This window comes from Pelagibacterium nitratireducens (assembly GCF_037044555.1).
GTDB classification, from domain to species: domain Bacteria; phylum Pseudomonadota; class Alphaproteobacteria; order Rhizobiales; family Devosiaceae; genus Pelagibacterium; species Pelagibacterium nitratireducens.
The window spans coordinates 1691940-1715202 of sequence record NZ_CP146275.1 but is presented as its reverse complement, the minus strand read 5'-3'; the positions used below and the strand labels follow the sequence as shown (position 1 = coordinate 1715202).

Sequence of the window (23263 nt, the reverse complement as noted above, 5' to 3'; positions counted from 1 at the left end):
GGGGACAAAAATGCGCTTCGACGACCTGCGAAAGCTCGCAACGGGCAGTGTCCTGTTCAATCTGGGCCGGATCATCTCGCCACGCCTTGTGACGATCCTCTATATGCTTGGCCTGGCGGGCATTGCGCTGTGGGCGGTCAATCACTTCTTTTCGAGCTTCCGGTTCGGCTTTGGCAACGGGCTGTGGGGCCTGCTCGAAATCGTCGTCTTCGGGCTTTTGGCTTTCGTAGCGTTGCGCATTGTGTGCGAAGCCGTCATCGTTTTCTTCCGCGCCAACAGCGCAGAGGCCGAAACCTATGAGCCCGAACATTTGGGCGCTTCGCTGATCGATGACGTTCGCGAAGCGATCGAGGACCTGGCCGATCAGGAGCCCGACCCGGTCGAGCCGGTGGCACCCGCTCCGGTCGCCCCCACGCCACCGGCAACGCCGGTTGCCGAGGAGCCAGCAGTGATGCCGGATGCCGACACCCCCAAGCCCGCGGCCAAACGGCGCCCAAGCCGGGCAAAACCGGCGCCCAAAGCTTGAAATCCGGGCGCTGCGCCCTGACATCAACGCAGCTATGAAGTGCGCAAAGATTGACCTTTGCGCACTTTCCGATATGACACGCGCAAATTCATGCGAGTTTCATATCCCATGGCGCCGGCCCGCTTGGCCCGGCACCTTCGGCAATCTCGCCTTTTCAAGGACCAGCGGACGCCCATGAGCGCGCCAACACCAACACAAAACGCCCCAAAGATCGGCCTCGTCAGCCTCGGCTGCCCCAAGGCCCTCGTCGATTCCGAGCGGATCCTCACAACGCTGCGTGCGCAAGGCTACAGCTTTTCACCCTCCTATGAGGGCGCCGATGTCGTCATCGTCAACACCTGCGGCTTTCTCGACAGCGCCAAGGCTGAAAGCCTCGACGCCATCGGTGAAGCGATTTCGGAAAATGGCCGCGTCATCGTCACCGGCTGTCTCGGCGGCGAGGAAGAGCTGATCCGCAAGACCCATCCCGGCGTCCTGGCCGTCTCGGGCGCGCATCAGTATGAAGCGGTCGTCGACGCGGTCCATCAGGCTGTGCCCCCGGTGCCCAACGCCTTTGTCGATCTCGTGCCCGAACAGGGTCTGCGGCTCACCCCGCGCCACTACGCCTATCTCAAGATTTCCGAAGGCTGCAACAATCGCTGCACCTTCTGCATCATCCCCTCGATCCGCGGCGATCTCGTCTCGCGCCCCATCGCCTCCGTGCTTTATGAAGCCGAGCGGCTGGTCAAGTCGGGCGTCAAGGAGATCATGGTCATCTCCCAGGACACCTCGGCCTATGGCGTGGACATCAAATACGCCACGTCCCCCTATCGCGGACGTCAGGTCGAAGCGCGGTTCCAGACGCTGGCCGAGGAAATGGGCAAGCTCGGCGCCTGGGTTCGGATGCACTACGTCTATCCCTACCCCCACGTCGATAACGTCATTCCGCTAATGGCCGACGGGGTGATCCTGCCCTATCTCGACATCCCCTTCCAGCACGCCAGCCCGCAGGTTCTCAAGTCCATGCGGCGCCCGGCCAATCAGGAAAAGACCGCCGACCGCATCCGGAAATGGCGCGAAACCTGTCCCGATCTCGCCATCCGCTCGACCTTCATCGTCGGCTTCCCCGGCGAGACCGAGGAAGATTTCCAGATGCTGCTCGATTGGGTCCACGAGACCAAGATCGACCGCGCCGGGGCGTTTCCCTACGAGCCGGTAACCGGCGCCCGCGCCAACGATCTGGGCCTCGATGAAATCCCCGATGAGCTCAAGCAGGAGCGCTACGGGCGACTGATGGAGGCGCTGCAGGAGGTTTCGAGTGAACGCCTCGCCTCGCGCGTCGGCCGCACCATCGACGTTCTCGTCGATGACGTCGAACCCGAAGAGCAGCGCGTGATTGCCCGTTCGCAATGGGATGCTCCGGAAATCGACGGCAATGTCATCGTCGAGAACGCCTCAGGTATCAAGCCCGGCGACATGATCTCGGTGACAGTCGTTGATTCCGACGAATACGACCTCTATGCGGTCCCGGCTGGTTCGGTGCAGTGACGCACCGCGCCTATGACGTCCCGATGGCTGGCGGCCCGCTGAAACTGGGCCGCACGCCTCTCGTCATGGGCATTTTGAACGTAACCCCCGACAGCTTTTCCGATGGCGGCGATTTCTCCGCCCTCGACGCGGCCCTCGCGCACGCAGAAGACCTCGCTGCCGAAGGCGCCGACATCATCGATATCGGCGGCGAAAGCACCCGTCCCGGCTCCGATGAAGTGAGCGTACAGGACGAACTCGACAGGGTCATGCCCGTGCTCGACGCCCTTGCGGAGCGCGGTTTTGAAGCCCCGATCTCCATCGACACCTACAAGGCCCTGGTCGCAGATCAGGCGGTCCAGGCGGGCGCCAAAATCATCAACGATGTCCAAGGCCTGCAGCGCGATCCGGAAATCGCCGACGTAGCCGCCCATCACAGCACGCCAATCATCGCCATGCACTGGGACACCGAGCGTGATACCGCGCGCGACCTGATCGATGAAATGAAGCGCTGGCTGTCACGGTCAGTGGACATCGCGCTCAAGGCAGGTATCGCAAGAGACGCAATCATTCTCGATCCGGGTTTTGGCTTTGCGAAATCCTTTGCCGAGAATTACGAACTCCTCAACCGCCTCGATGAATTGCACGCGCTCGGCTTTCCCTTGCTGGTTGGGACCTCCCGCAAACGCATGATCGGCAATCTACTCGATGTGCCGCCCAAGGAGCGCGTTTCGGGCACCATCGCAACCTCTGTTCTGGGCTATCTAAAGGGCGGGCACATTTTCCGCGTCCATGACGTGCGCGCCAATCGCGACGCCTTGCGCGTGGCTGCCGCCACGCTTTATGGTCCGCCGCAACTGGAGGGGTGAGTCCCATGGACAGCTTTGCCGATCGCGACCGCATCATTCTGGCCGGGCTGGCCTTTTATGGCTACCACGGTGTCATGATGGAGGAAAACGCCCTCGGCCAGCGCTTCCGCATCGATCTCGAGCTGGGGCTGGACATGTCCGAGGCCGCCCGCTCCGATGACGTGGCCTCCACGATTTCCTATGCCCATATCTACGATCTGGTGAAGGAAGCCTTCGAGGAAAGGCGTTTCAAGCTCATCGAGGCGCTCGGCCATCACATCATGGCGCGTCTATTCGAACGCTTCGACAAGCTCGACTGGATCCGCATCAAGGTCAGAAAGCCCGAAGCGCCCCTGCCCATCGTGGCCGGCGAAGCCGCCATCGAAATGGTCAGGACGCGGGAGCAGATCTGATGGCCCGCGCCGTTCTGGCGCTGGGCGCCAATATTGGCGAGCCCGCGCACCAGATCGCCAAAGCCATTGAGGCCATCGCCGGCCATCCGCAGATTTTCCTTTTGAAACAAAGCAAACTGATCGTCAGCGAACCCTGGGGCAAGACCGATCAGAACCGGTTTCACAACGGCGCCGTTCTGATCGAAACCACCCTGTCCCCGCTCGAGCTTCTCGACTTCTGCCTTGCCACCGAAGCCGAGATCGGACGCGTCCGTATTGAGAAATGGGGCCCGCGCAGCATCGATATCGACGTCATCACCTACGATGATCTGACCATGGAATCCGAGCGCCTTACCTTGCCGCATCCTTACGCCCATGAGCGCGATTTCGTGCTCGGTCCAGTGCGCGAAATCGCGCCGGATATGGCTGACTGGCTGCTGAATCAGGCCGGCAGGAAATCAGCCTAACAGGTTGATAACATTGACCGCGGCATCAAATTCGAGACGCCGCTGCCGCCGCCGCGCCGCCGCCTCGTAATCCTCGCCCCACAGCGAAATCTGGTAGTCCTCATCAACATGGGCTGCGGTCCACGCGGCATCGGCATCGACCAGCCGCTCGCGCAGACCAACCGCCAGCAGGCCCGAGCCGGTGAGCCCCGTCACCGACACCATCGCAGTCGCAGGCACATGGTGCAGCGGCTCGATGGCATCTCTGAGCTTTTTCAGCATGTCGACAGATTGCGCCTTATGCATGATCCCGACTGTGGGCTGGAAGCTCACCGAAAAATGCCGTGCGATCCGCACGAGCACATCGTCCCAAATCTGCTCCTGCTTTTCGACAAGCTCGCGCGGGCTGTCGGCGCGATAGAGCAGCAGATCGTTGCCCGCATATTTCACCACTTCGTCAAGCAGTGCGGGACGTGATTCCTCGCCCGCTTCGACGGCCGAATTGATCAGTTTGACATGCGGCATCATATCGGGATCGATGCGATCGCCCTGCGCATCCCATTCCTCGCGCATGCGCGCCGCAAGATCGGGATGACCAACGCCAACCGGTTTGCCGGTCGGCGTCTTGGTCACGCGCCCGTCAAGCAGCACAGCAAAAACGCCATCAGTCTCGGCAACGTCCACCGATTTATAAAAGCGCTTGGGCAACTCGCGGATCAGATCCTTCTGATGACGGCCCTGCCCCGCATCCTGGTGCCGGATGGCGTCTTCGAGAAATTCGCGCATCAACTCAAAACCCTTTCGATAGCGTCATCGAGATCGGCATAATCGTCGATGATGATATGGGCACCGCTCTCTTCGAGCGCAACGCGGGCGTGATACCCCCAGCTCACCCCGATGGTCCGCGCCCCGGCCGACCGCCCCAACTCCATGTCGAACGTCGTATCCCCGATCATCACCGTGCAGTCGGGATCGATCCCGGTCTCGGCGCAAGCCCGCAGGATCATTCCCGGATGAGGTTTCGACGGATTGTGGTCGGGGGTCTGCAGCGTCACGAAATGATCCGCCAATGCGTGCAGCGCCAGAATGCGATTGACCCCGCTCAGCCCCTTGCCGGTGGCAATACCAAGGATCGAGGTCTCATGCGCCCGCAAACGGTTCAGCGCGTCCAGCGCCCCCGCATAAAGCGGCTCATGCCGATCACCTCCGGCCAGCATGGCGCGGTAGTGCTGGCGGTAGGTCCCTGCCATCAGGATGGCTGTCTCCGCATCGCATTGCGCCAGCCGTTCCATGGCAATTTCCAGCGACAGACCGATGATCGAATGAGACATTTCCGACGTAGGCACGTCCAGCCCGTGATCGCGGAACGTCGCGGCCATATGCTCGGCAATGATCGAACCGGAGTCGATCAGCGTGCCGTCCATATCGAACATGACAAGACGCGGTTCGGCCATCACGCATCGTCCTCCGGATCGACATCCTGCACATCGTACTGATTGGCATTAAACCCCAGCGTTTCAAAGCTCGCCTTCATATGCGGCGGGAGCGGTGCGGTGATATCGAGCCTCTTGCCGCTGCGCAGCGGAATGGCCAGCCGCCTCGCGTGCAAATGCAAACCGTTGCCCAGTTCCTCGGGCCGCTCGAAATTCCAGTTTTCCAGCGTGTTGTAGCGCGGGTCGTCGAGAATGGGCGTGCCCAGTTCCATCATGTGAACGCGCAACTGGTGCGTGCGCCCGGTGACCGGTTTGAGCGTCACCCAGGCGAACTGATTAGCGGCGCTCTCGGTCACCGAATAATAGCTCACTGAATGCTGCGCGCCCTCGGTACCGTTTTCGACCACTACCATCTGCTCGCCATCCTGGGTCGATTGCCGCGCCAGAAAGCACGAAATCCGTCCCTGGCGAGGATGGGCAACGCCAATCGTTATCGCCCAATAGATCTTGCGCGCCGAGCGTGAGCGGAACACGGTTCCGAAATGGCTCGCCGCCGCCCGCGTCTTGGCCACCAGCAGGCACCCTGACGTATCCCGGTCGAGGCGGTGAACCAGCCGCGGCGGCTCACCCTTCTTGTTGGGCAGCGATTTGAGCATGCCGTCGATATGGCGCTTGGTGCCCGATCCGCCCTGCACGGCAAGCCCGTGCGGTTTGTTGAACACATAGACCTCGTCATCCTCATACAAAATGAGGTCGCGCAGGAAATCGGCATCTTTCTGATTGATCCGCGGCGCGTCCGGCGAGCGAACAGGCGCATCGCCCAGCGGCGGCACGCGCACCGTCTGCCCGGCAACCAGCCGCGCATTGGTGGCCACGCGTCCGCTATCGACCCGCACCTGCCCCGAGCGCAACAGCTTTTGCAGGCGCCCGAAGCTCAGGTCGGGAAAATGAACCGAGAACCAGCGGTCGAGCCGCATCCCGTCCTCATCCGCCGCCACTTCCCGCAATTGCACGCCGCTCATAAAACTCTGTCCTTTGTCATTCGCGGCCCTTCTAGCGGGAAATCACTCCGCCGTCATGAGCGAAGTCAGCCCTGCAAGCAGTTAGGTCAGGGTGAGTCGAAAATGGTGGTTTTCGAGAACCGGCGCGGAGCGTACATTTTGGTACGTGAGCACCGGAAGCGCAGAATACCGCCATTTGCAGACCACCCTCACCTAACTGACGTCGCGCTTCGCCGCGCGCAGTTTCCCGAAATAATCCATCCGCTTCTTGATATCGCGTTCAAACCCGCGCTCGACCGGCTGATAGAAATCCTGCCGCCCGATCTTTTCGGGAAAATACTCCTGCCCCGAAAACCCCTCGGGGGTGTCGTGGTCGTAGATATAGCCCTCGCCATACCCCTCCGACTTCATCAGCTTGGTCGGCGCATTGAGAATGGCCATGGGCGGCGTCGGCGAGCCGGTCTTTTTGGCCAGGGCCAGTGCTCGGTTGTAGGCATTGTAAAGCGCGTTCGATTTCGGCGCCGTCGCCAGATAAACCACCACTTCCGCCAGCGCCAACTCCCCTTCGGGCGAACCGAGCATGTGATAGGCGTCCTTTGCGGCGGTAGCTATGGGCAACGCCTGCGGATCGGCCATGCCAATATCTTCGACAGCCATGCGGATCAGCCGCCGCGCCAGATACATCGGGTCCTCGCCCGCATCGATCATGCGCGCGAAATAATAGAGCGCCGCATCGGGGTCCGACCCGCGCACCGTCTTGTGCAGCGCCGAAATCAGATTGTAGTGGCCATCCTGGCTCTTGTCATAGATCGGCGCCCGCCGCTGAACCAGACGCGCCAGCCCTGCAGGATCTAAAACGTCATCCGGTCCGGTTGCGGCAATGATCTCCTCGATCAACCCCAGCATGGCCCGCCCATCGCCATCGGCCAGCCCGATCAGCGTCTGCCGCGCGTCCTCATCGAGCGGCAGTGCCTTGCCCAATTCCTCTTCGGCCCGCGTGGCAAGCGCATCGAGATCGTCACGGTCGAGACTGGTAAACTTGAGCACCTGCGCCCGCGACAGAAGCGCCGCGTTGAGCTCGAAACTGGGGTTCTCCGTCGTCGCCCCGACCAGCACCACGGTGCCATCTTCCATGACGGGAAGAAAACTGTCCTGCTGCGCCCGGTTGAAGCGATGGATTTCATCGACGAACAGCAGCGTACGCTGCCCGGCCCGCCGCGCCGTGCGCGCCGTTTCGAACACCTTCTTGAGGTCCGCTACCCCCGAAAAGATCGCCGAAATCTGCTCGAACCGATAGTCCACTGCATCGGCCAGCAACCGCGCCACTGTCGTCTTGCCGGTTCCCGGCGGCCCCCACAGGATGAGCGAACCCAGCCGCCCCGACGCCAGCATCCGCCGCAGCGTGCCGTCGGGCCCGATGATATGGGTCTGCCCGATCACCTCATCGAGCGATTTCGGCCGCAGCCGGTCGGCCAGCGGCCGGTCGGCGCCCGGTTCATCCGTCGGTCGGGAGGCTGGAAGGTCCTCGGGAAAAAGGTCGCTCATCGCACCTCACAAAACTATCATCCGCTCACCACCGAACGGATGACCCTGCCTTCGCGTTGCAGGATGATCTGCCAGGCGCGCGGGCGCTGGCTGGCTAGGGATTCGAAGGTTTCAATATCACGAATTTCCGTGCCGTTCAGCGCAACGATCACATCGCCTTGCTCGAGCCCCATGCGCGCCGCCGGGCTTCCCGCCTCAACCTCGACGACGGCGACCCCCTGCGTTGAAAAGCCCAGCCCCAATTGCTGCGCCAATGCGGGGTTCAGTTCAGCCGCGCTGACCCCTGCAAATCGCGTATTGCCCGAAATCGTCGCCTGCCGGTCCGAAGTCGCGGGCGGCGCCCCCATTTCCAGTGTGGCAGTCGTCTCGGCGCCGTTCCGCCACAGCGTCAATTCGGAGATCGAGCCGACCGGCTTGGTCGCCACGCGATAATTGAGCGCTTCGGGGTCCTGAACCGCCACCCCATCGATCGCGGTGATCACGTCGCCCGAAGCCAGCCCTGCCGCCTCGGCCGGGCTGTCGGGCGCGATTTCAGTTACCAGTGCCCCGCGCGGCGTCACCAGTCCCAGGCTGGCGGCCAGGTCGGCGTCCAGCATCTGCATCTGCGCGCCCAGCCAGGGCCGCACGATCTCGCCACCCGCCGCGCCCGCATCGGCGATCACCCGCGCCATATTGGAGGGTATGGCGAACCCGATGCCCTGCGAGCCGCCCGAGCGGGTAAACAGCGCCGTGTTGATACCGACCAGTTGCCCGTTCATATCGACCAGCGCACCGCCCGAATTGCCCGGATTGATCGCTGCGTCGGTCTGGATGAAGAATTGATAGTCGGTCATCCCCATGCCGGTTCGCGCCAGTGCCGAAACGATGCCGCTGGACACCGATTGCCCCACTCCGAACGGATTGCCGATGGCCAGAACGAGATCGCCGACCTCCAACTGGTCGGAATCGGCAAACGTGACGAAGGGAAACTCCCCCGCCCCATCCTCGGCCCTGAGCACGGCCAGATCGGTCGAGGGATCGGCCAGCACCAGTTCGACGGGATATTCCCGCCCGTCATTGAGCACAACCCGAATATCGGTCGCCCCTTCCACGACGTGATTGTTGGTGAGGATCATGCCATCCGCACTGACAATCACGCCCGACCCCAGCGATTGCGAGGTCTGCGGCCGCTGGTTGAAGAGCGGCGAGCGACCGAAAAACTGGTCGAAGAAAGGATCGCCAAAACCGCTCTGCTGCTGGGTGACCCGGGTTGCATAGACATTGACGACCGCCGGCGCGACCTGCTGGACCACCGGCGAATAGGAGAGTTGGATTTCCTCCTGGCTCTGCGGCACCGTCCGCTCGACCTGGGCAAAGGCCGCGGCAGGTGCGAGGACCAGAAGAATAGCAACAATCGACTTGCGGATCATGGGGAGACTCCGGAGCTTGCAACGCGCGTCAGAGGTTAGTCGCCAAGGCTCCGGTTTCAAGTGACAAGCTCGTAAGGTTGGCGGCAAAAGCGTGGCAATTTTGACCCCGCACAAAGAATCGTCACAACCTGTCTCTATAGGCGAAATTGGCCATTGCAGAGGGGGGCAATGAGCCCTATACACGCGCGCTTTCAACCCCCGTACAAGGTATCAAGGTCAATGGACCACGCGCCGTCTCGCACATACGCGAACACCGCAGAACTGATCGCCACCGAGGAACCCGACTATCCGAGTTTCCTGTTTTCCGAACGGCTTCTGGTCGATGCAATAAATACCTTCAAGGCGGGCTTTGATGGCCTGTTGACCTATGCAGTCAAATCCAATCCTTCGCCCCATATCCTCGAGATCATGAATCGCGAGGGGCTCAAGGCCTACGATGTTGCCTCCAACACCGAGATGGCCCTGATCCGCAAATACGCGCCTCAAGCCGGGATGCACTACAACAATCCCATCAAGTCGCGTCGAGAGATCGAGCGCGCCTATTCCGAATTCGGCGTTCGCTCCTTTACCATCGACCATGTGGCCCAGCTCGACCAGCTCGCCGCCGTCATCCCGCCCAGCGAGGATGTCGAGGTGACTGTGCGCTTCAAGGCCGGCAAGGCGCTCAAATCCTATGATTTCGGCACCAAGTTCGGCGTTATGGAGGAAGGCGCCATCGCGATCTGCACATTGGCCAAGGCCATGGGATATTCGACCTCGCTGTGCTTCCACGTCGGCAGCCAGTGCGAGGAAGCCTATGCCTATGAGCGCCACATCGCCGCTGCAGGGCGCATCGCCCAGGCCTCGGGCATCGAGCTCAAGCGCCTCAATATCGGCGGCGGCTTTCCCGCCCCATACATCACCAATTCGGCGCCACCCCTCGACGTCTATTTCGAGACCATCCGCAACGCTGTCGCCGATACGTTCGGCTCGAACAAGCCCGAACTGATTGCCGAGCCCGGACGCGGCCTGTCCACGGGCTGCACATCGCTCCTGCTGCGCGTCAAACACGTGCGCGGCGAACAGTCGGTCTATCTCAACGACGGCGTCTATGGCTCGCTGATGGAAGCGATGATCCTTGAATTCATGCCACCGATCCGCGTGTGGCGCGGCGACAAGGTGCTGACCGGCGAGAGCTGGGACTTCAAGATCTTCGGGCCAACCTGCGACAGCTACGACGTCATGCCCCAGACCTTCATCCTGCCGGCCGCCATCGCCGAGGACGATTATATCGAGTTCGGCCTGATGGGCGCCTACACGCAGGCCTCCCTCACCCCGTTCAACGGCTTTGACCGTCGCGACCTCTATTGGGTCGACGACATTCTCGTGTGATGGACGCCGGCAACGGCCAATTGCCGCGGCCCGAAGCACTCGGGCCGCGGATCATGGTGCTCGGTCCGACGAACTCGGGAAAATCGACACTCACTGAAGCGCTTGGAATGCGGCTCGGCGTCGCTGCCATTCACCTTGACCGGCTGCGGCACATACCCGGCACCGATTGGGAACAGCGCCCCGACGCCGAATTCGCGGCTCTGCACGATGCTGCTATCGCCGAGCCGGCATGGATCATGGACGGCTCCTATTCGGTCCTGATGCCACAGCGCGTGGCGCGGGCCACCGGCATCATCGTGCTCGATGAAAATCTTGCCGTGCGCACCCTGCGCTATTTGCGCCGCAGCCTATCCCGGCGGCGTCGGGCTGGCGGACTCGAAGGGGACCGTGACTCGGTCAAATGGGAGATGCTTGCCTGGCTATGGAAGACCCGCAACAAGGCAGAGGGAACCCGTCAGAGCGCAATTCAAACAGGGCTGCCGCGTGTCTTTTGCCGGAGCACGAGGGAGCTCAAAGTCCTCTATGCAGCATGGGGCCTAAGCCAAGCCGATCTGTAAAAACGAAAAAAGGCGACTCACAAGCCGCCTTTTCAATTCTACAGCAGGCAGAAACCGCCTACGCGGCTTCGCTCTCTTCATCACGCGTGAAGTCGGCGGTCGGGCCGGAATCCTTGCCCCGGGCCTCGACGTCGCGATCGACGAACTCGATGATGCCGACCGGGGCATTATCGCCGTGACGGAAGCCGGCCTTGAGGACGCGGGTGTAGCCACCATTGCGGTCCTTGTAACGCGGGCCCAAAATATCGAACAGCTTCTTGACCATGGTCTCATCGCCGATCTGGGCGATGGCCTGGCGGCGGGCATGCAGATCGCCGCGCTTGCCAAGGGTGATGAGCTTTTCGACGATCGGACGCAACTCCTTCGCCTTGGGCAGGGTCGTCACGATCTGTTCGTGCTTGATCAATGCTGCGGACATGTTCTTGAACATCGCCTTGCGATGCGAAGAGGTCCGGTTCAGTTTGCGGCCGGCTTTACCGTGGCGCATGGTACTCTCCTAGTAGCTTTTGGCCCGCGGAAGATCAGTAGTGATCTTCGTAACGCTTGGCGAGGTCTTCGATGTTTTCGGGCGGCCAGTTGTTGACGTCCATCCCGAGATGGAGCCCCATCTGGGCCAACACTTCCTTGATCTCGTTGAGCGACTTGCGCCCGAAGTTCGGCGTGCGGAGCATTTCCGCTTCCGTCTTCTGGATGAGATCGCCGATATAAACGATGTTGTCGTTCTTGAGGCAGTTCGCCGAACGCACAGACAACTCGAGTTCGTCCACCTTCTTGAGCAACGCCGGGTTGAAGGCGAGTTCGGGTGTCGAATCCTCTGCCTTTTCCTTGGTGGGCTCTTCGAAATTTACGAAGACCGAGAGCTGATCCTGAACGATGCGGGCCGCAAAGGCCAGCGCGTCTTCGGGGCTGATCGCGCCGTTGGTCTCGATCTGCATGCTCAGCTTGTCAAAGTCCAGGTTCTGGCCCTCACGGGTCTTTTCGACCTTGTAGCTGACGCGCTTGACCGGCGAGAACAGAGCATCGACGGCAATGTAACCGATCGGTGCATCTTCGGGCTTGTTGCGGTCGGCCGGAACATAACCCTTGCCGGTATTGACCGTGAACTCGATATTGATCTCGGCACCGTCATCAAGGTGACAGATGACAAGGTCAGGATTGAGCACTTCGATGTCGCCGGTGGTCTTGATGTCGCCAGCGATGACGGCACCCGGACCCTGCTTGGAAAGCGTAAGGCGCTTGGGCCCTTCGTCTTCCATCTTGATGGCGATTTCCTTGATGTTGAGAACGAGATCTGTCACGTCCTCACGCACGCCGGGAATCGACGAGAATTCATGCAATACGCCATCGATCTGGATGGCGGTGATTGCCGCACCCTGCAGCGACGAGAGCAGAACCCGGCGCAGCGTGTTGCCCAGGGTCAGGCCATAACCGCGTTCAAGCGGTTCGGCGACCACGGAGGCGACGCGCGCGGAATCGCTGCCCGGAACGACGTCGAGCTTGGTCGGCTTAATCAGTTCCTGCCAGTTTTTCTGGATCATCACGTCCAACTTCCTTTTTAAAATCGCGGCCCTGCCCGGCCGCCATGCCGCAAACCGTAAAAGAACCCCGGCTGGCCCTGCCGAGGTCCATTCACATCAGACGCGACGACGCTTGCGCGGCCGACACCCATTATGCGGAATGGATGTAACGTCCCGGATGGAAGTGACAGTGAAGCCGGCGGCCTGAAGGGCACGCAGTGCCGATTCACGACCTGAACCCGGGCCACGAACTTCGACCTCAAGGGTCTTCATGCCGTGTTCCTGCGCCTTCTTGGCAGCGTCTTCTGCAGCCATCTGGGCTGCGTAAGGGGTCGATTTGCGCGAACCCTTGAAACCCATCGTACCGGCGGAGGACCAGGAGATCGTATTGCCCTGAACGTCGGTGATGGTGACCATCGTGTTGTTGAACGAGGCGTTCACATGTGCAACGCCAGCACTGATATTCTTGCGCTCGCGGCGGCGAACGCGCGTAGTTTCTGCTTTAGCCATTTACTTCCTCTAGTGATCTCTAGCGCCGCCGTGGTTCCAGCGGCTACACCTCAAGAAACCCGAAGCGGAACGTTCCGGCCGGACACTACTGCCCGTCCCTGCCGCTCCATCCCGGCTTTCTTATTTCTTCTTGCCCGCGATGGCCTTTGCAGGGCCCTTGCGGGTACGGGCATTGGTGTGGGTCCGCTGACCGCGCACCGGCAGACCGCGACGATGACGCAGGCCGCGATAGTTACCCAGATCCATCAAACGCTTGATGTTCATGGCAACCGAACGGCGAAGGTCACCCTCGACCTGATAGTCACGGTCGATGGTTTCGCGAATCTGGATAACTTCCGCGTCGGTCAGCTCATTCACGCGCCGCTCGGCCGGAATGGACACCTTTTCGCAGATTTCAGAGGCCATCTTCGGCCCAATCCCGTGAATATACTGCAACGCGATAACCACGCGCTTGTTCGTCGGGATATTGACGCCAGCAATACGAGCCACGTCGGATCTCCTAAATTGATATGAGGACGTTACCGTCCCGTTTCGTTCAACAACAAGGGACCGGCATCCGACCCCCTTCTCTATACGGAAGGAACCGAATCCAGCCCTCGAAATTTCTGAGACTGGGCGCGGTTCTAAGGACTCACGGCATCAAAGTCAACACCGCCGCAAGCCCAATCGTTTCGGTCAGCTGATCGCTGACTTGATCGCGGCTGTTACATCCTCGATCGGTGCCATTCCATCCACTGATTTGAGCAGACCCTGCTCGGAATAGAACGCCACAAGAGGCGCTGTTTGCTGGGTGTAGACATCGAGACGCTTGCGCAGCACCTCTTCATTGTCGTCCGCCCTTGCGCCGCCGCTTTCCTTTGCCCGATTGATGATGCGTTCGACCAGCACATCGGGATCGGCCGTGATTTCAACGACCGCGTCGAGGTGAACCCCCTTGCGGTCGAGCATATGGGTCAAGGCCTCAGCCTGCGCAATGGTGCGCGGGAAACCATCGAGGATGAACCCGTTCTCGCAGTCGGGCTGATCCATGCGCTCGGAAATGATGCCGGAAACGATATCGTCGGAAACCAGATCCCCGCGATCGACAATCGCCTTGGCTTCCAGACCCAGCGGAGTCTTGTCGGCAATGGCCGCCCGGAGCATGTCGCCCGTCGAGAGCTGCGGAATGGAATAGGTCGATACCAGAATCTGTGCCTGCGTACCCTTGCCCGCGCCCGGCGGACCCAAAAGAACCAGTCTCATCTTTTCCGTCCCCCTAGACGTGATTTCTTGACCATGCCCTCATATTGCTGCGCGATCAGGTGGCTTTGAATCTGGCTCACCGTATCCAGCGTCACCGTAACCATGATGAGCAGCGAGGTACCGCCCAAGAAGGCCGAGATGTTGAGCTGGCTCAGGAACACCTCCGGGATCAGCGCCACGATGGTCAGATAGATCGCACCGACCACGGTAATGCGTGTCAGCACGTAATCGATATGCTGCGCCGTTCTTTCGCCCGGACGAATGCCCGGAATGAACCCGCCCGAGCGCTTGAGATTGTCCGCCGTCTCGGTCGGATTGAAAACGATCGAGGTGTAAAAGAACGCAAAGAAGATGATCATCCCGGCAAACAGCGCCAGGTAGAGCGGCTGGCCCCGCCCGAGCAGCGCCGAGATGTACTGCAGCCATTGCGGAGCATCGCCCTGCGCAGAGAACGTCGCGATCGTTGCCGGCAACAGCAGCAGCGAGGACGCGAAGATCACCGGGATAACACCGGCCGTATTGAGCTTGAGTGGCAGGTGCGAAGTGTCGCCCTGATACATCTTGTTGCCCACCTGGCGCTTCGGATACTGGATCAAAAGCCTGCGCTGGGCGCGTTCAAAGAACACGATGATCCCGATCACCACAATGGCGCCAACCAAAATACCGACGACGGCAATGGTCGGCAGCGCACCGGTGCGGCTCAGTTCGAGCGTCTGAGCAATGGTCGCGGGCAACGAGGCCACGATACCGGCAAAAATGATCAGCGAAATGCCGTTGCCGACACCGCGCGCGGTCATCTGTTCACCCAGCCACATCAGGAACATGGTGCCGCCAACAAGCGTGATGACGGTCGAAATACGGAAGAACCAGCCCGGATCCGCCACGACGCCTTCGCTGGCTTCGAGGCCCACGGCGATGCCATAGGCCTGAACGGCGCAGAAAATGACCGTGAGATACCGGGTGTACTGGTTGAGCTTGCGCCGCCCGCTCTCGCCTTCCTTCTTGAGCGCCTCAAGGCGCGGAGAAGCCGTCGACATCACCTGGATGACGATGGAGGCGGTAATGTAGGGGATCAGGTTGAGGGCAAAAATCGCAAGGCGCTCGACGGCGCCACCGGCGAACATGTTGAACAGCCCGAAGATGCCGCCCTGAGCCTGCTGAAACGTCGACGCGAAAGCATCAGGGTCGATGCCTGGAATCGGAATATAGGTGCCGAGTCGGTAAACCAGCAACGCGCCAAGGGTGAAGAAAATCCGCTTCTGGAGTTCCTTGGCCTTCGAAAAGGTCGAAAAACTCAAGTTTCGGGCCAGTTGCTCGGCTGCAGACGCCATAACGGCTCCCTCTGAAGTGGCTTATAGAGCAAAGGAACGGGCCACATGGGCCCGCGGAAAAGACAATGCTCTGATATAGTCAGAGCGCGCCCTTATGCAATCCCCGTATTCGGGAAGATTGCCAGGGCGCGCTCGAAACATTGTAACGACTATTCGGCGTCGGCAGGCTTGCCGATCAACTCGACCTTGCCCCCGGCCGCTTCGATGGCAGCGGCGGCACCAGCGGAAACGTGGTTGACCTTGAAGGTAACCTTCTTGGCCTTGAATTCACCGCTGTTGATCAGGCGAACGCCGTCTTTGGCGCGGCGAATGACGCCGGCCTTGACCAGTGCTTCGGCATCCACGACGCCCTTGGCGTCGAGCTTGCCGCTGTCGATATAGGCCTGGATGCGGTCGAGACGAACAGCATTCCACTTCTTGGCGAAGGGATTGTTGAAGCCGCGCTTGGGCATCCGCATGTGAAGCGGCATCTGCCCGCCTTCAAAGCCATTGATCGAAACGCCCGAACGGGACTTCTGACCCTTGACGCCACGACCACCGGTCTTGCCAAGACCAGAGCCGATGCCGCGACCGACGCGTGCCCTGGCTTTGGTGGCGCCGGCGTTATCGGCGATCTCGTTGAGTTTCATAATACCAAATCCCTCTTACTGCTCGTCCACGACGCGGACGAGGTGAGCGACCTTGGAAATCATGCCGCGCACCGACGGCGTGTCTTCCAGCTCGCTGCGGCGATGCATCTTGTTCAGGCCCAGGCCCACAAGTGTCGCGCGCTGATCTTCCTTGCGACGGATCGGCGAACCGATCTGCTCGACGATGACGGTCTTTTTAGCCATTGTTTCTCTCCTCGAGCGCTCTATCAAGCCTCGACGGCGGCTTCGCCGCGACGTGCCTGCAACTCGGAAACCTTGAGACCGCGACGGGCCGCCACCGAACGGGGGCTGTCAACGTTCTTGAGCGCGTCGAACGTGGCGCGAACCATGTTGTAGGGATTTGCCGAACCCTGGCTCTTGGCAACGATATCGTTGATACCAAGGGTTTCGAAAACGGCGCGCATCGGGCCACCCGCGATGATACCGGTACCGGCCGGAGCCGCACGCAGGATCACCTTGCCGGCGCCGTGACGACCCTGCACATCATGGTGCAGCGTACGCGCTTCGCGCAGCGGCACGCGGATCATCTGACGCTTGGCCTGCTCTGTTGCCTTGCGGATGGCTTCAGGCACTTCACGCGCCTTGCCATGACCGAAACCGACACGGCCCTTCTGATCACCAACCACCACGAGGGCAGCAAAACCAAAGCGACGACCGCCCTTTACCACCTTGGCAACACGGTTGATATGCACCAGGCGATCGACGAATTCGCTATCGCGTTCTTGAGTGTCTCTCATCGTTCCTACCAGTCTTTTTTCTCTTTTATCTTGTAAGGAGCGTTCGCTTAAAAGCTCAGCCCGCCCTCGCGGGCGGCATCGGCCAGCGCCTTGACGCGGCCATGGAACAGATACGACCCGCGATCGAACACAACGTTCGAAACACCAGCCTTGGTGGCGCGGACAGCAAGTGCCTTGCCAACTTCAGAGGCTGCGGCCTGATTGGCGCCGTTCTTGATCTTGAGATCCTTTTCGAGCGAAGAAGCGGACGCCAGCGTCACGCCATTCGCATCGTCGATGATCTGTGCGTAGATATTCTTTTCCGAACGGAAGACCGACAAGCGCGGACGACCGTTGGCACGGGCCTTGAGAGCCCGACGAACACGCGCCTTGCGCCGTTCGATACCAGAAAGCTTAGCCATCTCGACCAATCCTTACTTCTTCTTGCCTTCTTTGCGGTAGATGTGCTCATCCGCATAGCGCACGCCCTTGCCCTTGTAGGGCTCCGGCGGACGAAACTCACGAATGTCGGACGCGACCTGTCCGACCTGCTGCTTGTCGATACCCGTGACGACGATTTCCGTCTGGGTGGGCGCTGCAAGCGAAATCCCGTCGGGCGCCTTGAAGATCACTTCATGGGAAAAGCCGAGGGACAGCTTGAGGTCCGAGCCCTGCATCTGGGCACGATAGCCGACGCCCGTGATGGCGAGCTTGCGCTCAAAGCCAGTCGAGACGCCGGTCACGATGTTCTGCACGAGCGAGCGGGACAGACCCCAGGCCGAACGGGCCTCACGGCTGTCGTTGACAGGGGTGACAACGACGCCGTCATCGGTCATCTCGGGCTTGACCAGATCAACGAGCACCACAGAAAGCTCACCCTTGGAGCCCTTTGCGGTGACCTTCTGGCCGTCCACTGTGACCGTCACGCCGCTGACCGGTGCTACCGGCTTTTTGCCAATACGCGACATATTAAATTGCCTTTTCGTTGTGTGAAGGCAGGCTTTCACCCTGCCCGCTTCCGATCACACGGAAACTCCAAACGTATGTGCACCACGCCGGTCGGCTGAAACCACCGGCATGAAACACGTCTTAGAAGACGCGGCAGAGGACCTCACCGCCAACGTTTTCGGCACGTGCCTTGTGATCGGCCATCACGCCCTTGGGGGTGGACAGGATCGAAACACCAAGACCATTGCCAACAACCGGAATATTCTTGACCGAGGCATAAACCCGGCGACCGGGCTTCGACACGCGCTGAATTTCCCGGATAACCGGTTCACTTTCCGAGTACTTCAGCTCGATGGCGAATTCGGGAAGGCCGTTTTCGTTGGTCTCTTCCGAATAGCCACGAATGTAGCCCTCGGCCTTGAGAACGTCGAGCACATGAGCACGAAGGCTCGAAGCGGGCGTACGGACGACATCGCGACGGCGCATCTGCGCGTTGCGGATGCGAGTCAGCATATCGCCGAGAGGATCTGTAAGAGTCATCTTCGTTCTTTCCTTACCAGCTCGACTTGACCAAACCAGGGATCATGCCCATCGAGCCAAGCTCGCGGAGCGCGATACGGCTCAGCTTGAGCTTGCGATAGTAGCCGCGCGGACGACCCGAAACCTCACAGCGGTTGCGAATGCGAACCGGGGATGCATTGCGAGGCAGCTCGGCCAGCTTGAGCTGGGCAGCGAAACGCTCTTCAAAGCTGAGCGACGCGTCCTTTGCCTTGGCCTTGAGCGCAGCCCGCTTGGGTGCATACTGCTTGGCGAGCTTGGCGCGGCGCTTGTTTTTCTCGATGGAGCTAGTCTTAGCCATCTAAGTCTCTCTTTCGTCTCTTTTCCAGTTATCCGCTTACTGGCGGAACGGGAAATTGAAAGCCTTGAGAAGCGCGCGCGCTTCTTCGTCGGTCTTTGCCGTGGTGCAGACGATCACGTCCATGCCCCAGACCTGGTCGATCTGGTCATAGTTGATCTCGGGGAACACGATATGTTCCTTGATGCCCATGGCGTAATTGCCGCGGCCATCGAAGCTCTTGGGGTTCAGGCCGCGAAAGTCACGAACGCGCGGCAACGCGACGTTGACCAGGCGGTCGATGAATTCATACATCTGGGCACGACGCAGCGTGACCTTGACGCCGAGCGGCATGCCTTCGCGGACCTTGAAGCCGGCGATCGACTTGCGCGCATAGGTGACGACGGGCTTCTGGCCGGCGATCTTTTCGAGATCGGCCAGGGCAGCCTTCACCTTCTTGGAGTCGGCAACCGCTTCGCCGACACCCATGTTGAGAACGACCTTCTCAAGCTTGGGAACCTGCATCGGGTTGACGTAGTTGAAGGTCTCGGTGAGACCGGCACGCACCACATCTTCATAATGTGTGCGCAGGCGCGGAAGGTATGTCTCAGCCATCGATCACTTCTCCAGAACGCTTTGCGACGCGCTTTTTGACGCCGTCTTCGATCTTGAAGCCGACGCGGGTCGGCTTGTTGTCCTTGGCATCGACCAGAGCGATATTGCTCAGGTGAATGGGGGCTTCCTTGGTGATGATGCCCGCATCCTGGCTCTGGGTCTGCTTCTGGTGACGACGCACCAGATTGATGCCGGAAACCAGTGCCTTGGTATCGGTCGGCATGACCTGAAGCACCTGGCCGGTCTTGCCCTTGTCCTTGCCAGTCAGCACGATGACCTTGTCACCTTTTTTGATCTTGGCAGCCATTACAGCACCTCCGGCGCGAGCGAAATGATCTTCATGTGGCTTTTCGCGCGCAGCTCACGAGGAACCGGGCCAAAGATACGGGTGCCGATCGGTTCCTTGTTGTTGTTGATGATCACCGCCGCATTGCGGTCGAAACGGATCACGGTGCCATCGGGGCGACGGATGTCGGATGCGGTGCGAACCACCACGGCCTTCATCACCTGGCCCTTCTTGACGCGGCCGCGCGGGATGGCGTCCTTGACCGACACAACGATGATGTCGCCAACAGACGCATACTTGCGATGCGAACCGCCCAGCACCTTGATGCACATAACACGACGAGCGCCCGAATTATCGGCGACGTCGAGGTTCGTCTGCATCTGAATCATGACTGGTTGCCTTCTTTAATTACTGGTCCGCGTCCGGTATCCGGCACGGCACTAGATCTCTTTGTGAGCTCTTGCGTTATGCCGGATGAACCAGCGTCCAACGCTTATTCTTGGAGATCGGCGCACATTCTTCGATCTGCACCACATCACCGACCTTGGCCGCATTGGCTTCGTCGTGGGCGTGGTACTTCTTGGACCGGCGCACGGTCTTTTTCATGATCGGATGTGTAAAGCGGCGCTCGACGCTCACCACAACCGTTTTTTCGTTCGTATCGGAGACCACTGTCCCCTGCAGGATACGCTTGGGCATTTGTGTCTCCTTACTTTCCGGCCTGCGCCTTCTCGGCGATCACGGTCTGAACGCGCGCGATATCGCGGCGGACCTTGCGCACCTGAGAAGTGTTTTCCAGCTGCTGGGTAGCGCGCTGGAAACGCAGGTTGAACTGCTCTTTCTTCAGATTGACGAGCTCGTCCTTGAGTTCGTCGACCGTCTTTGCTCTAACGTCGCTCGGCTTTGCCATCGCTGTACGTCCTTAATCTGCAATGCGGCTGACGAACCGCGTCTTGATCGGCAACTTCATGGCCGCCAGACGCAGAGCTTCACGCGCAATCTCTTCACTTACGCCGTCAACTTCGAACATGATCCGGCCGGGCTTAACGCGGGCTGCCCAGTATTCAGGAGCACCCTTACCTTTACCCATACGGACTTCGGTCGGCTTGGACGACACGGGCACATCCGGGAAAACCCGGATCCACACACGACCGGCACGCTTCATATAGCGAGTCATCGCGCGGCGTGCGGCCTCGATCTGGCGGGCGGTTATACGCTCAGGTTCCTGAGCCTTCAAGCCATATTCGCCAAAATTCAGGTCGGTGCCGCCTTTGGCGGCGCCGTGGATCCGGCCCTTGTGGGCCTTGCGGAACTTCGTACGTTTCGGTTGCAGCATTTTTTATAGTCCTATCAGCTTGCAGCCGGACCGCGGCGGCCCTGCCCGCCGGAGTCACCACCTTCGGTGGCACGGCGCTCGTGAGCCATCGGATCGTGTTCCATGATCTCGCCTTTGAAGATCCAGACCTTGATCCCGATGATGCCATAGGTGGTCGCGGCTTCGGCAACACCATAGTCGACGTCGGCACGAAGGGTGTGAAGCGGCACGCGGCCTTCACGATACCATTCGGTCCGGGCGATATCGGCACCGCCAAGACGGCCACCAACATTGACGCGGATGCCCTGGGCGCCCATGCGCATTGCCGTCTGCACGGCACGCTTCATGGCCCGGCGGAACGCCACGCGGCGCTCGAGTTGCTGGGCGATGCCCTGTGCGACCAGCGTTGCGTCGGTTTCCGGCTTGCGCACTTCAACGATGTTGATGTGCACTTCCGAATTGGTGAACTTCTTGACCTTGTTGCGGATCTTCTCGATGTCCGCACCCTTCTTGCCGATCACGATGCCCGGACGCGCCGAGTGGATCGAAATGCGGCATTTGCGGTGCGGGCGCTCGATAACGATCTTGGAAACAGCGGCCTGCTTGAGCTCCTTCTCGAGCATCTCGCGAATCTTGAGATCTTCCTGCAGGAGCGAACCGTATTCGCCCTTGTTGGCGTACCAACGGGAATCCCAGGTGCGGTTGATACCGAGGCGAAGCCCGATCGGATTAACTTTCTGGCCCATCAGACGGCCTCCTCGACTTCACGGACGACGATGGTCAGATGCGAGAACGGCTTCTCGATGCGCGCGCCGCGACCGCGGGCACGGGCATGGAACCGCTTCATCACCAGAGCCTTGCCAACGAAGGCTTCCGAGACCACCAGGGAGTCTGTATCCAGACCATGGTTGTTTTCGGCGTTCGCGATGGCGCTTTCCAGGGTTTTCTTGACCGAAACCGAAATCCGCTTGCGCGAGAATTCGAGTTCGGCAAGAGCCTTCTCGACCTTCTTGCCACGGATCTGTGCGGCGACCAGGTTGAGCTTCTGGGGGCTTGTGCGCACCATGCGAAGGACGGCTTTCGCCTCTGTGTCCTTGAGCGCGCGTTCACGCTTTTCCTTGCCCATCGTTACTTCCTCTTCGCCTTCTTGTCGGCCGCGTGACCGTAATAGGTGCGCGTGGGCGAAAACTCACCGAACTTGTGGCCGATCATATCCTCGGAGACATTCACCGGGATGTGCTTCTGACCGTTATAGACGCCAAAGGTGAGGCCAACGAACTGCGGCAGGATCGTGGAGCGACGGCTCCAGATCTTGATCACTTCATTGCGGCCCGATTCCCGGACCTTGTCTGCCTTCTTCAGCAGATACCCGTCGACGAACGGGCCTTTCCAGACGGAACGTGCCATGGCTTACCTGCCCTTCTTGAGGTGCCGCGAGCGGACGATAAACTTGTCCGTCGCCTTGTTGGTGCGGGTGCGCTTGCCCTTGGTCGGCTTGCCCCACGGAGTAACCGGGTTACGGCCACCCGAGGTGCGGCCTTCACCACCACCATGGGGGTGATCGACCGGGTTCATCGCGACACCGCGAACATTCGGACGCCGGCCCAGCCAGCGATTGCGGCCGGCCTTGCCGATCGAGGTGTTGGAGTGGTCCGGGTTGGAAACCGAACCTACGGTTGCAAGGCACGAGCCATGGACCAACCGCTGCTCACCCGACCCCATGCGAAGGATCGCCCAGCCCGAGTCACGGCCAACATATTGCGCATAAGCGCCGGCCGAACGGGCCATCTGGCCGCCCTTTTTGGGCTTGAGCTCGATGTTGTGCACAATCGTGCCGACCGGCATACGCTCAAGCGGCATGGTGTTGCCCGGCTTCACGTCGACGGCGTTCATCGACGAGATCACCTTATCACCAGCGGCAAGACGCTGCGGCGCCAGGATGTAAGCCTGCTCACCATCATCATAGGTTACCAGAGCAATGAACGCGGTCCGGTTGGGATCGTATTCAAGGCGCTCAACGGTGCCCTGGACGTCGAACTTGGTGCGCTTGAAATCGACCATGCGATAGCTGCGCTTGTGTCCGCCGCCTCGTGCAAACGAAGTGACGCGGCCGTTGCTGTTGCGGCCACCCGACTTGGAAAGACCCTCGGTCAGTTTCTTGACCGGGCCACCCTTCCAGAGCTCGGACCGGTTGATGCCGACAAGTTGGCGGCGGCCCGGCGAGGTGGGATTGTATTGTTTCAAAGCCATTTGAACTCTTCCTT

General features: G+C 60.4%; 35 protein-coding genes. 7 read left to right on the top strand and 28 right to left on the bottom strand.

What is annotated here, in order from left to right:
* Positions 1-10 precede the first annotated feature (10 nt).
* The 5 genes from V6617_RS08620 to folK all read left to right on the top strand — a co-directional run bounded on the left by V6617_RS08620 (position 11) and on the right by folK (position 3739).
* A complete protein-coding gene (locus V6617_RS08620) occupies positions 11-526 on the top strand; it encodes a DUF4282 domain-containing protein (protein ID WP_338610451.1) in 516 nt (171 codons plus the stop codon).
* 174 nt (positions 527-700) lie between these two features.
* A complete protein-coding gene (gene rimO / locus V6617_RS08615; RefSeq protein WP_338610449.1) occupies positions 701-2053 on the top strand; it encodes a 30S ribosomal protein S12 methylthiotransferase RimO in 1353 nt (450 codons plus the stop codon).
* Positions 2050-2901, top strand: a complete 852-nt coding sequence (gene folP / locus V6617_RS08610; protein ID WP_338610447.1) for a dihydropteroate synthase — start codon at positions 2050-2052, stop codon at positions 2899-2901. Before rimO ends, folP begins: the two co-directional genes overlap by 4 nt.
* A 5-nt stretch (positions 2902-2906) precedes the next feature.
* Positions 2907-3293, top strand: coding sequence for a dihydroneopterin aldolase (gene folB / locus V6617_RS08605; protein ID WP_338610446.1), 387 nt, complete (start codon positions 2907-2909; stop codon positions 3291-3293).
* Positions 3293-3739: a 2-amino-4-hydroxy-6-hydroxymethyldihydropteridine diphosphokinase gene (gene folK / locus V6617_RS08600; RefSeq protein WP_338610444.1), complete on the top strand. Its 447-nt coding sequence runs from the start codon at positions 3293-3295 to the stop codon at positions 3737-3739. Before folB ends, folK begins: the two co-directional genes overlap by 1 nt.
* Here folK and V6617_RS08595 read toward each other — a convergent pair.
* The 5 genes from V6617_RS08595 to V6617_RS08575 form a co-directional block, all read right to left on the bottom strand.
* Positions 3731-4504, bottom strand: coding sequence for an ATP12 family chaperone protein (locus tag V6617_RS08595; RefSeq protein WP_338610442.1), 774 nt, complete (start codon positions 4502-4504; stop codon positions 3731-3733). The genes folK and V6617_RS08595 overlap by 9 nt on opposite strands.
* The gene (locus tag V6617_RS08590) at positions 4504-5172 is read right to left on the bottom strand and encodes an HAD-IA family hydrolase (RefSeq protein ID WP_338610440.1); all 669 of its coding nucleotides are present in this window, start codon (positions 5170-5172) and stop codon (positions 4504-4506) included. The genes V6617_RS08595 and V6617_RS08590 overlap by 1 nt, the downstream gene beginning before the upstream one ends.
* Positions 5172-6173: an RluA family pseudouridine synthase gene (locus tag V6617_RS08585; RefSeq protein ID WP_338610438.1), complete on the bottom strand. Its 1002-nt coding sequence runs from the start codon at positions 6171-6173 to the stop codon at positions 5172-5174. Before V6617_RS08585 ends, V6617_RS08590 begins: the two co-directional genes overlap by 1 nt.
* A gap of 192 nt (positions 6174-6365) precedes the next feature.
* A complete protein-coding gene (locus V6617_RS08580; RefSeq protein ID WP_338610436.1) occupies positions 6366-7697 on the bottom strand; it encodes a replication-associated recombination protein A in 1332 nt (443 codons plus the stop codon).
* 17 nt (positions 7698-7714) lie between these two features.
* Positions 7715-9106 carry a Do family serine endopeptidase gene (locus tag V6617_RS08575; RefSeq protein WP_338610434.1) on the bottom strand — a complete coding sequence of 464 codons (1392 nt, stop codon included), beginning with the start codon at positions 9104-9106 and terminating at the stop codon, positions 7715-7717.
* A 219-nt stretch (positions 9107-9325) separates the two neighbouring features.
* Here V6617_RS08575 and V6617_RS08570 point away from each other — a divergent pair, with 219 nt between their 5' ends.
* Positions 9326-10477 carry a hypothetical protein gene (locus V6617_RS08570; protein ID WP_338610433.1) on the top strand — a complete coding sequence of 384 codons (1152 nt, stop codon included), beginning with the start codon at positions 9326-9328 and terminating at the stop codon, positions 10475-10477.
* Positions 10477-11034: an AAA family ATPase gene (locus V6617_RS08565; RefSeq protein WP_338610432.1), complete on the top strand. Its 558-nt coding sequence runs from the start codon at positions 10477-10479 to the stop codon at positions 11032-11034. The genes V6617_RS08570 and V6617_RS08565 overlap by 1 nt, the downstream gene beginning before the upstream one ends.
* A gap of 58 nt (positions 11035-11092) precedes the next feature.
* Here V6617_RS08565 and rplQ read toward each other — a convergent pair whose 3' ends face one another.
* The 23 genes from rplQ to rplB all read right to left on the bottom strand — a co-directional run bounded on the left by rplQ (position 11093) and on the right by rplB (position 23249).
* Positions 11093-11521, bottom strand: coding sequence for a 50S ribosomal protein L17 (gene rplQ / locus V6617_RS08560; RefSeq protein WP_338610430.1), 429 nt, complete (start codon positions 11519-11521; stop codon positions 11093-11095).
* 34 nt (positions 11522-11555) lie between these two features.
* On the bottom strand, positions 11556-12572 hold the full coding sequence (locus V6617_RS08555; RefSeq protein WP_338610661.1) for a DNA-directed RNA polymerase subunit alpha: 1017 nt from the start codon (positions 12570-12572) through the stop codon (positions 11556-11558).
* Between the two features lie 96 nt (positions 12573-12668).
* Positions 12669-13061, bottom strand: a complete 393-nt coding sequence (rpsK, locus tag V6617_RS08550) for a 30S ribosomal protein S11 (RefSeq protein ID WP_014130813.1) — start codon at positions 13059-13061, stop codon at positions 12669-12671.
* A 120-nt stretch (positions 13062-13181) separates the two neighbouring features.
* A complete protein-coding gene (rpsM, locus tag V6617_RS08545) occupies positions 13182-13550 on the bottom strand; it encodes a 30S ribosomal protein S13 (protein ID WP_014130814.1) in 369 nt (122 codons plus the stop codon).
* A gap of 186 nt (positions 13551-13736) precedes the next feature.
* The gene (locus V6617_RS08540) at positions 13737-14303 is read right to left on the bottom strand and encodes an adenylate kinase (protein WP_338610427.1); all 567 of its coding nucleotides are present in this window, start codon (positions 14301-14303) and stop codon (positions 13737-13739) included.
* On the bottom strand, positions 14300-15634 hold the full coding sequence (secY, locus tag V6617_RS08535; RefSeq protein ID WP_338610426.1) for a preprotein translocase subunit SecY: 1335 nt from the start codon (positions 15632-15634) through the stop codon (positions 14300-14302). The genes V6617_RS08540 and secY overlap by 4 nt, the downstream gene beginning before the upstream one ends.
* Before the next feature lie 149 nt (positions 15635-15783).
* Positions 15784-16263 carry a 50S ribosomal protein L15 gene (gene rplO, locus V6617_RS08530; RefSeq protein ID WP_338610425.1) on the bottom strand — a complete coding sequence of 160 codons (480 nt, stop codon included), beginning with the start codon at positions 16261-16263 and terminating at the stop codon, positions 15784-15786.
* Positions 16264-16278: 15 nt separating this feature from the next.
* Complete coding sequence (gene rpmD / locus V6617_RS08525; protein WP_014130818.1) at positions 16279-16467, bottom strand: 50S ribosomal protein L30; 189 nt, start codon at positions 16465-16467, stop codon at positions 16279-16281.
* Positions 16468-16490: 23 nt separating this feature from the next.
* Positions 16491-17021 (bottom strand): 30S ribosomal protein S5, encoded by a 531-nt coding sequence (gene rpsE, locus V6617_RS08520; RefSeq protein WP_014130819.1) that lies wholly within the window; start codon positions 17019-17021, stop codon positions 16491-16493.
* A 47-nt stretch (positions 17022-17068) separates the two neighbouring features.
* Positions 17069-17422, bottom strand: coding sequence for a 50S ribosomal protein L18 (gene rplR, locus V6617_RS08515; protein WP_338610423.1), 354 nt, complete (start codon positions 17420-17422; stop codon positions 17069-17071).
* 12 nt (positions 17423-17434) lie between these two features.
* Positions 17435-17968 carry a 50S ribosomal protein L6 gene (gene rplF / locus V6617_RS08510; protein WP_338610422.1) on the bottom strand — a complete coding sequence of 178 codons (534 nt, stop codon included), beginning with the start codon at positions 17966-17968 and terminating at the stop codon, positions 17435-17437.
* A gap of 121 nt (positions 17969-18089) precedes the next feature.
* Positions 18090-18488 (bottom strand): 30S ribosomal protein S8, encoded by a 399-nt coding sequence (rpsH, locus tag V6617_RS08505; protein ID WP_338610421.1) that lies wholly within the window; start codon positions 18486-18488, stop codon positions 18090-18092.
* A 13-nt stretch (positions 18489-18501) separates the two neighbouring features.
* Entirely contained in the window at positions 18502-18807 is a 306-nt protein-coding gene (gene rpsN / locus V6617_RS08500) for a 30S ribosomal protein S14 (RefSeq protein ID WP_264227502.1), read from the bottom strand.
* A 36-nt stretch (positions 18808-18843) separates the two neighbouring features.
* Positions 18844-19398, bottom strand: coding sequence for a 50S ribosomal protein L5 (rplE, locus tag V6617_RS08495; protein WP_338610419.1), 555 nt, complete (start codon positions 19396-19398; stop codon positions 18844-18846).
* Positions 19391-19705: a 50S ribosomal protein L24 gene (gene rplX, locus V6617_RS08490; RefSeq protein ID WP_014130825.1), complete on the bottom strand. Its 315-nt coding sequence runs from the start codon at positions 19703-19705 to the stop codon at positions 19391-19393. The genes rplE and rplX overlap by 8 nt, the downstream gene beginning before the upstream one ends.
* Positions 19705-20073 (bottom strand): 50S ribosomal protein L14, encoded by a 369-nt coding sequence (gene rplN / locus V6617_RS08485; protein ID WP_014130826.1) that lies wholly within the window; start codon positions 20071-20073, stop codon positions 19705-19707. Before rplN ends, rplX begins: the two co-directional genes overlap by 1 nt.
* Positions 20074-20149: 76 nt before the next feature.
* Positions 20150-20383 (bottom strand): 30S ribosomal protein S17, encoded by a 234-nt coding sequence (gene rpsQ / locus V6617_RS08480; RefSeq protein ID WP_338610416.1) that lies wholly within the window; start codon positions 20381-20383, stop codon positions 20150-20152.
* A gap of 10 nt (positions 20384-20393) precedes the next feature.
* Positions 20394-20594, bottom strand: coding sequence for a 50S ribosomal protein L29 (gene rpmC, locus V6617_RS08475; protein ID WP_014130828.1), 201 nt, complete (start codon positions 20592-20594; stop codon positions 20394-20396).
* A gap of 12 nt (positions 20595-20606) precedes the next feature.
* Positions 20607-21020 (bottom strand): 50S ribosomal protein L16, encoded by a 414-nt coding sequence (rplP, locus tag V6617_RS08470; RefSeq protein ID WP_264227497.1) that lies wholly within the window; start codon positions 21018-21020, stop codon positions 20607-20609.
* Positions 21021-21034: 14 nt separating this feature from the next.
* On the bottom strand, positions 21035-21745 hold the full coding sequence (rpsC, locus tag V6617_RS08465) for a 30S ribosomal protein S3 (protein WP_264227496.1): 711 nt from the start codon (positions 21743-21745) through the stop codon (positions 21035-21037).
* Positions 21745-22125: a 50S ribosomal protein L22 gene (gene rplV / locus V6617_RS08460; protein ID WP_338610415.1), complete on the bottom strand. Its 381-nt coding sequence runs from the start codon at positions 22123-22125 to the stop codon at positions 21745-21747. Before rplV ends, rpsC begins: the two co-directional genes overlap by 1 nt.
* Before the next feature lie 2 nt (positions 22126-22127).
* Positions 22128-22406: a 30S ribosomal protein S19 gene (gene rpsS / locus V6617_RS08455; protein WP_014130832.1), complete on the bottom strand. Its 279-nt coding sequence runs from the start codon at positions 22404-22406 to the stop codon at positions 22128-22130.
* Positions 22407-22409: 3 nt separating this feature from the next.
* The gene (gene rplB, locus V6617_RS08450; RefSeq protein ID WP_338610414.1) at positions 22410-23249 is read right to left on the bottom strand and encodes a 50S ribosomal protein L2; all 840 of its coding nucleotides are present in this window, start codon (positions 23247-23249) and stop codon (positions 22410-22412) included.
* Positions 23250-23263: the final 14 nt, after the last annotated feature.

Bases quoted from the DNA above. Each gene is read 5' to 3' on its own strand.
- V6617_RS08620 (WP_338610451.1), top strand. From the start codon at position 11: ATGCGCTTCGACGACCTGCGAAAGCTCGCAACGGGCAGTGTCCTGTTC.
- rimO (WP_338610449.1), top strand. From the start codon at position 701: ATGAGCGCGCCAACACCAACACAAAACGCCCCAAAGATCGGCCTCGTC.
- folB (WP_338610446.1), top strand. From the start codon at position 2,907: ATGGACAGCTTTGCCGATCGCGACCGCATCATTCTGGCCGGGCTGGCC.
- folK (WP_338610444.1), top strand. From the start codon at position 3,293: ATGGCCCGCGCCGTTCTGGCGCTGGGCGCCAATATTGGCGAGCCCGCG.
- V6617_RS08595 (WP_338610442.1), bottom strand. From the start codon at position 4,504: ATGCGCGAATTTCTCGAAGACGCCATCCGGCACCAGGATGCGGGGCAG.
- V6617_RS08590 (WP_338610440.1), bottom strand. From the start codon at position 5,172: ATGGCCGAACCGCGTCTTGTCATGTTCGATATGGACGGCACGCTGATC.
- V6617_RS08585 (WP_338610438.1), bottom strand. From the start codon at position 6,173: ATGAGCGGCGTGCAATTGCGGGAAGTGGCGGCGGATGAGGACGGGATG.
- V6617_RS08580 (WP_338610436.1), bottom strand. From the start codon at position 7,697: ATGAGCGACCTTTTTCCCGAGGACCTTCCAGCCTCCCGACCGACGGAT.
- V6617_RS08575 (WP_338610434.1), bottom strand. From the start codon at position 9,106: ATGATCCGCAAGTCGATTGTTGCTATTCTTCTGGTCCTCGCACCTGCC.
- V6617_RS08570 (WP_338610433.1), top strand. From the start codon at position 9,326: ATGGACCACGCGCCGTCTCGCACATACGCGAACACCGCAGAACTGATC.
- V6617_RS08565 (WP_338610432.1), top strand. From the start codon at position 10,477: ATGGACGCCGGCAACGGCCAATTGCCGCGGCCCGAAGCACTCGGGCCG.
- rplQ (WP_338610430.1), bottom strand. From the start codon at position 11,521: ATGCGCCACGGTAAAGCCGGCCGCAAACTGAACCGGACCTCTTCGCAT.
- V6617_RS08555 (WP_338610661.1), bottom strand. From the start codon at position 12,572: ATGATCCAGAAAAACTGGCAGGAACTGATTAAGCCGACCAAGCTCGAC.
- rpsK (WP_014130813.1), bottom strand. From the start codon at position 13,061: ATGGCTAAAGCAGAAACTACGCGCGTTCGCCGCCGCGAGCGCAAGAAT.
- V6617_RS08540 (WP_338610427.1), bottom strand. From the start codon at position 14,303: ATGAGACTGGTTCTTTTGGGTCCGCCGGGCGCGGGCAAGGGTACGCAG.
- secY (WP_338610426.1), bottom strand. From the start codon at position 15,634: ATGGCGTCTGCAGCCGAGCAACTGGCCCGAAACTTGAGTTTTTCGACC.
- rplO (WP_338610425.1), bottom strand. From the start codon at position 16,263: ATGAAACTCAACGAGATCGCCGATAACGCCGGCGCCACCAAAGCCAGG.
- rpmD (WP_014130818.1), bottom strand. From the start codon at position 16,467: ATGGCTAAAAAGACCGTCATCGTCGAGCAGATCGGTTCGCCGATCCGT.
- rpsE (WP_014130819.1), bottom strand. From the start codon at position 17,021: ATGAGAGACACTCAAGAACGCGATAGCGAATTCGTCGATCGCCTGGTG.
- rplR (WP_338610423.1), bottom strand. From the start codon at position 17,422: ATGGCTAAGCTTTCTGGTATCGAACGGCGCAAGGCGCGTGTTCGTCGG.
- rplF (WP_338610422.1), bottom strand. From the start codon at position 17,968: ATGTCGCGTATTGGCAAAAAGCCGGTAGCACCGGTCAGCGGCGTGACG.
- rpsH (WP_338610421.1), bottom strand. From the start codon at position 18,488: ATGACTCTTACAGATCCTCTCGGCGATATGCTGACTCGCATCCGCAAC.
- rpsN (WP_264227502.1), bottom strand. From the start codon at position 18,807: ATGGCTAAGACTAGCTCCATCGAGAAAAACAAGCGCCGCGCCAAGCTC.
- rplE (WP_338610419.1), bottom strand. From the start codon at position 19,398: ATGGCTGAGACATACCTTCCGCGCCTGCGCACACATTATGAAGATGTG.
- rplX (WP_014130825.1), bottom strand. From the start codon at position 19,705: ATGGCTGCCAAGATCAAAAAAGGTGACAAGGTCATCGTGCTGACTGGC.
- rplN (WP_014130826.1), bottom strand. From the start codon at position 20,073: ATGATTCAGATGCAGACGAACCTCGACGTCGCCGATAATTCGGGCGCT.
- rpsQ (WP_338610416.1), bottom strand. From the start codon at position 20,383: ATGCCCAAGCGTATCCTGCAGGGGACAGTGGTCTCCGATACGAACGAA.
- rpmC (WP_014130828.1), bottom strand. From the start codon at position 20,594: ATGGCAAAGCCGAGCGACGTTAGAGCAAAGACGGTCGACGAACTCAAG.
- rplP (WP_264227497.1), bottom strand. From the start codon at position 21,020: ATGCTGCAACCGAAACGTACGAAGTTCCGCAAGGCCCACAAGGGCCGG.
- rpsC (WP_264227496.1), bottom strand. From the start codon at position 21,745: ATGGGCCAGAAAGTTAATCCGATCGGGCTTCGCCTCGGTATCAACCGC.
- rplV (WP_338610415.1), bottom strand. From the start codon at position 22,125: ATGGGCAAGGAAAAGCGTGAACGCGCGCTCAAGGACACAGAGGCGAAA.
- rpsS (WP_014130832.1), bottom strand. From the start codon at position 22,406: ATGGCACGTTCCGTCTGGAAAGGCCCGTTCGTCGACGGGTATCTGCTG.
- rplB (WP_338610414.1), bottom strand. From the start codon at position 23,249: ATGGCTTTGAAACAATACAATCCCACCTCGCCGGGCCGCCGCCAACTT.